Below are 5257 nucleotides of genomic sequence, written 5' to 3' on the forward strand. Positions count from 1 at the left end.
TCCCGGCGGTACTCCCACTCCTCGATTCCCCGGGTGGTGCGCAGGCGGAGCATCAGGTACTCGCTGCCCCGCTCCCGCTGGGGGATCAGGTCGGACTCGTCAATCACCGCGCCCCCCTCCAGCACGCCGGAGATATAGCCCTCCAGGTTCCGCACAAAGGAGTAGCGCCGGCCGCCGAAGTCGGAGTGGGCCCCCGGCCCGAAGCCGATATAGGGCCGTCCCATCCAGTATTTCAGGTTGTGGCGGGACTGGAACCCCGCCCGGGCGAAGTTGGAGATCTCATACTGCCGGTAGCCCGCCGCCGCCAAGCGCTCCACCATCCACAGGTACATATCGGCCTGCACATCGTCGTCGGGCAGCCTGGTGCCCCGGATCACCCGGTCGTCCAGGGGAGTGCCCGGCTCCACCTTCAGGCCGTAGCAGCTCAGATGCTCCGGCTCCAGGGAGAGCACCTGCTCCACCGAGTCCTTCCAGCTGTCCATGTCCTGCTCCGGCAGGCCGTAGATCAGATCCAGGCTCAGGTTTTTCAGCTTGGCCGCCCGGGCGGCCTCCACCGCCTCCTTCGCCTGCTCAAAGGTGTGGGGCCGGTGGAGGCTTTGCAGCTCGCAGTCGTGGGCGGACTGCACCCCCAGGGAGATGCGGTTGACCCCCGCCCGGCGCAGGGCCTGGAAGGTCTTGAGATCCACACTGTCCGGGTTGCACTCCACGGTGATCTCCGCGTCCTTGGCCAGATCAAAGCGCTTGGAGATCAGCCTGAGCAGCTCCTTCAGGCGCTTCGCCCCATAAAAGCTGGGGGTTCCGCCGCCAAAATACACCGTGTCCACCTGCCACCCCCGGGTGAGGGGGGCGGTCTCCTTCATGTGGGCCAGCAGCGCCTTCTGATAGTCGTCCATCCGCTCCTCCCGCCCGGCAAGGGAGTAAAAGTCACAGTAGTCACACTTGCTCCGGCAGAAGGGGATGTGGATGTAAAGGCCCAGTTTCTCCGGCATAGGAGGCACCTCGTTTCCATGCTTCAATGTTCAAGCGTATATTATACTACAAAATCCGGCGTTTGAAAAGCGGTGCACGCCGTGGTATACTGGGAAAAAAGCGGAAGGGGGGAGCGCGCATGGCGGAGCAGGCGCCCCGGCGGCTGACGCTCACCGTCACGCCGGCCATGGCGGGGGAGAAAATCGACACCCTGCTGCGGCGGGAGCTGCACCTGTCGGGCACGGTGATCCGGCGCATCAAGTGGCTGGAGGACGGCATCCTGCTGGACGGCGTCCGGGCCATCACCGGGCAGCGGACAGCGGCGGGGCAGGTGCTCTCCGTCCGGGTGGCCGACCCCGACCACAAGGGGGTCATGGTGCCCACGCCCGGTCCCCTGGATATCGTGTATGAGGACGGGGATCTGCTGGTGCTCAACAAGGCCCCCGGCGTCACCGTCCACCCCGGCCCCGGCCACTACGCCGACACCCTGTGCAATTTTATCGCGTACTACTACCGGGAGCGGGGCATCACCGCCGACGTCCACCCGGTGCAGCGGCTGGATCGGGGCACCTCCGGCCTGATGGTGGTGGCCAAGCACCCCCACGCCCAGGAGCGGCTCAAGCGGCAGCTCCACACCCCGGACTTCCGGCGGGTGTATCTGGCCGTGTGCGACGGGGTGCCCGAGCCGCCGGAGGGGGTGATCGACGCCCCCCTGGGCCGGGCGCCCGGCTCCCTCATCGCCCGTCGGGTGGATCCGGCGGGACAGGCGGCCGTCACCCGCTACCGGGTGCTCCGCGCCGGCCGGGGCCGGGCTCTGGTGGAGCTGGAGCTGGACACCGGCCGCACCCACCAGATCCGGGTGCACATGGCCCACATCGGCCACCCCCTCACCGGGGACTTTCTCTACGGCACGGAGGCTCACAGCCTGATCTCCCGACCCGCCCTCCACTCCGCCAGGCTCTCCCTCCTCCACCCCGTCACCGGGGAGCCCATGGCGTGGGAGCAGCCCCTGCCGGAGGATATGAAGCGGCTGATATGACAGCGTCATATCAGCCGCTTTGTTATTCCAGCCCGCACATGCGGGCCCATTTGCCCGAGCGCCAGCGCAGGGCGCACAGCAGGCCCCGGACGATCAGATCCACGTCCATGGCCAGCCACACCCCCGCCAGGCCGAACCCGGCGAAGTAGACCAGCACGGGGGCCAGGGGCACCCGGATGCCCCACATGCACACCAGCCCCACCACCATGGGCAGACGCACATCGTGGGCGCCCCGGAGGGTGCCGGAGAGGATGATGGACAGGGCGAAGAAGGGCTCGCAGAAGGCCACGATGCGCAGCATGAGTGCCGCCTGCTCCACCACCCGGGGGTCGGAGTTGAACAGGCCCGCCAGGGGCGGGGCCAGCAGGAACAGGGCGGAGGCGGTGCCGATGGCCGCCACAAAGCCCAGCTTTGCGGCCAGGGTGCCGTAGGCCCGGGCGTTCTCCCTGCTGCCGGCCCCCACCGACTGGCCCACCAGGGCGATGCCCGCGTAGGAGATGCCGTAGGCGGGCAGGTAGCACAGGCCCTCGGCGGTGACGGCGATCTGGTTGGCGGCCAGGGCCACGGTGCCCAGGGAGGCCACCACGGCGGTGGTGGCGATCTGCCCCAGGTTGATGGTGGCCCGCTCCACCGCGGAGGGCAGGCCCAGCCGCACCGCCTGGCGGATGATGGCCCCGTCGGGCCGGAGGCCCTCCCGCAGGTGCACCCGGAAGCGGTCGCCCTGTCGGGTGCCGATGCGCAGCAGGGCGATGCCCGCCGTGGTCAGGGCCGCCGCCGAGGCGATGGCCGCCCCCGCCGCCCCCAGCCCCGCGCCGGGAATAGTGATCTGTGCCCCGAAGAGCACCGCCGGCCGGGTGGGGTAGATGAGCAGGAAGTTGAGCACGATGTTCAGCAGGTTGGCCGCCGTGTTGAAGTACAGCGGCGCCCTGGTGTTGCCCATACAGCGGAGGATGGCGGAGAAGATCTGCCCGGCGGCCATGAAGGGCATGGCCATGGTGTAGAACCGCAGGTAGGCCACCGCATGGGGCAGCACCTCCGGCTCCGCCCCCAGCCAGCGGGGGATGAACCCGGCCAGGGACTGGTAGATCAGCAGGCCCAGGAGGCCCACCACGATGGCGGCCAGCACCCCCTGGCGGATGATCCGCCGGGCCCTCTCGTCGTCCTCCGCCCCAATGGCGTTGGACACCTGGACCGAGTAGCCCACGCCCACCCCCATCAGCAGGCCGTTGGCCAGCCAGATGGGGGCCGCGTTCACCGACACGGCGGCGGTGCCCGCCGCCCCCAAAACGCCCACCATGGCGGTGTCCACATAGCTGACCATGGTGGTGAGAATCTGCTCAATGATGGCGGGCCAGGACAGCCGCCACAGGGTTTTCAGCCGGGGTTTCCCGGTCTGACTTGTCTCCATGTCTCTCCCTCTCTTATACCCCTGTCAGATCAAAGGGGGGAATGTAGGTGTGCTCCGCCGACTCCGGCTCCTGGGTGAAGCCCTCCAGGCCCAGGGCGGCCATGTAGTCCGCCGCGGCCCGGGCCTCCGACGGCCGCAGGCGGCGGTTCAGCTCCGGGAACTCCGCCGCCCGCCCCCAGGGGAGGTACTGGCTCATGAGGGAGAACAGCACCTCACCGGGGGCAAAATGCCCCGATACCCAGTCCATCACCCGCTTGGCCTCCGCCAGCTTCCCGGGCAATACCAGGTGGCGGATCACCACCCCCCGCTTCAGCAGGCCGCTTTCGTCATATGCGCAGGGGCCGGTCTGGCGGAACATCTCCAGAATGGCCGCCTGGGCCGCCGCCGGATAGTCCGCCGCGCCGGAGTATTTCTCCGCGTACTCCGCCGTCACGTATTTCAGATCCGGCAGGTAGATCTGCACCTTTCCCTCCAGGGCCCGCAGGGTCTCCACCCGGTCGTAGCCGCCGGAGTTCCACACCACCGGCACGGGCAGGGGCTCGGCCAGGGCCTGGGCCACCGCGTGGGCGTAGTGGGTGGGGTTCACCAGGTCGATGTTGTGGGCCCCCTGGGCGATGAGCTCAAAAAAGATCTCCCGCAGGCGGGAGACCGTCACCGGCTTTCCGAAGTCCCGGTGGCTGATGGACTCGTTCTGGCAGAACACGCACCCCAGGGAACAGCCGGAGAAAAACACCGTCCCCGCGCCGCGTGTTCCCGAGATGGGGGGCTCCTCCCACATGTGGAGGGCCGCCCGGGCCACCACCGGCAGGGCGGGCATCCGGCACACGCCGTGCCCTTCCGTCTCGGTGCGCAGGGCCCCGCAGGAGCGGGGGCAGAGATTGCAGATCATTCCGGCTCCTTCCTTTCCGTTGGGGTTGGGCGGATACCATCCGCCCCCCGTACCACCGGCCCGTGGCGCGCGACGACCTCGGCGCGCACGTCAACCGCCATGCCCGTAGAGGCGGATATTATCCGCCCAAATCCGTAGGGCCGCCATACATGGCGGCCGCCCAAAGGAGGCACCGGCCTCCCGGCGAGCGCCCCCATTTCTTCCCGAAGAAATGGGGGGAAAGAAGGGCCGGGGGGCTTCGCCCGCCCTGGCCCCCCCCAGTACGGGGGATCATGGCGGCGGCAGGCTGTACGGACAGGGCAAAAACCAACCGCGCATTGCCGCCCGTTTCGTCGGCACAAGTTTCAGATCATTCGCTTCGCCGCAAGCGGCAAAGCTCACTCCTTCCACTGTGCCCTTGCTCCCGTCGCGGCATTGCGATTCCCGGGCCAAACTGGCCCGCCAATCGCGCCGCTCCTTTTTCCCGGCTCGCTTTATCCGCCACTGGCGGCGCTTCGCCGGGAAACTCTCCCCACCGAACCCGCTTCGCTGGGCTTCGGCGGGGGCCCCGTGTTCACTTACGTTACAGGCGCTGCCGCGCCTCGGGCGGCACGCATCGGGATTACCCTGCAAGCCTTGTGGGTAGTTGCGCTGTACCGGCTTGGCCCGCCGGGCCGCCGTCGGTGCCATGCAACTGAAATACTCTGGAAGTCGCGGGAATCGGGGCCCCCGCCGAAGCCCAGCGGAGGGAATGAGCTTTCGGGCTTGCCCGGAAGCAAACGATCCGTAGCTTAGGCCGACGACAGCGCGCCGAGTCGTCGCGCCCCACGCAGGGGCGCACCTATGTGTGCGCCCGCTCCGAGCCGAGGGGGCGTTACAACGTAAGCCCCCTCGGCCGGGAAGCTGCCTGTAGGACAGCCTGGGGGGTACATCCAATAGGGGGGAGCCGCAGCTCCCCCCTGATTGGTCGTTT

General features: G+C 68.5%; 4 protein-coding genes. 1 reads left to right on the forward strand and 3 read right to left on the reverse strand.

Translation table 11 applies throughout. The features are described from left to right. Window positions 1–989, reverse strand: a 989-nt coding sequence (hemW, locus tag QZ378_RS12065; RefSeq protein ID WP_291258442.1) for a radical SAM family heme chaperone HemW, incomplete at its 3' end; no start/stop codon positions are given. Between the two features lie 119 nt (window positions 990–1108). On the opposite strand from hemW, the gene QZ378_RS12070 reads away from it, so the two are divergent. After that, on the forward strand, window positions 1109–2008 hold the full coding sequence (locus QZ378_RS12070) for an RluA family pseudouridine synthase (RefSeq protein ID WP_291258443.1): 900 nt from the start codon (window positions 1109–1111) through the stop codon (window positions 2006–2008). Between the two features lie 22 nt (window positions 2009–2030). On the opposite strand, the gene QZ378_RS12075 is transcribed toward QZ378_RS12070, so the two are convergent. Together QZ378_RS12075 and QZ378_RS12080 are read right to left on the reverse strand one after the other, a co-directional pair. Continuing rightward, window positions 2031–3416 (reverse strand): MATE family efflux transporter, encoded by a 1386-nt coding sequence (locus QZ378_RS12075; RefSeq protein ID WP_291258444.1) that lies wholly within the window; start codon window positions 3414–3416, stop codon window positions 2031–2033. A 13-nt stretch (window positions 3417–3429) separates the two neighbouring features. Continuing rightward, window positions 3430–4305 (reverse strand): 4Fe-4S cluster-binding domain-containing protein, encoded by an 876-nt coding sequence (locus tag QZ378_RS12080; protein ID WP_291258445.1) that lies wholly within the window; start codon window positions 4303–4305, stop codon window positions 3430–3432. Between the last annotated feature and the right edge of the window lie 952 nt (window positions 4306–5257).

Source organism: Flavonifractor sp., assembly GCF_019422385.1.
In the GTDB taxonomy this organism is placed as follows: domain Bacteria; phylum Bacillota; class Clostridia; order Oscillospirales; family Oscillospiraceae; genus Flavonifractor; species Flavonifractor avistercoris.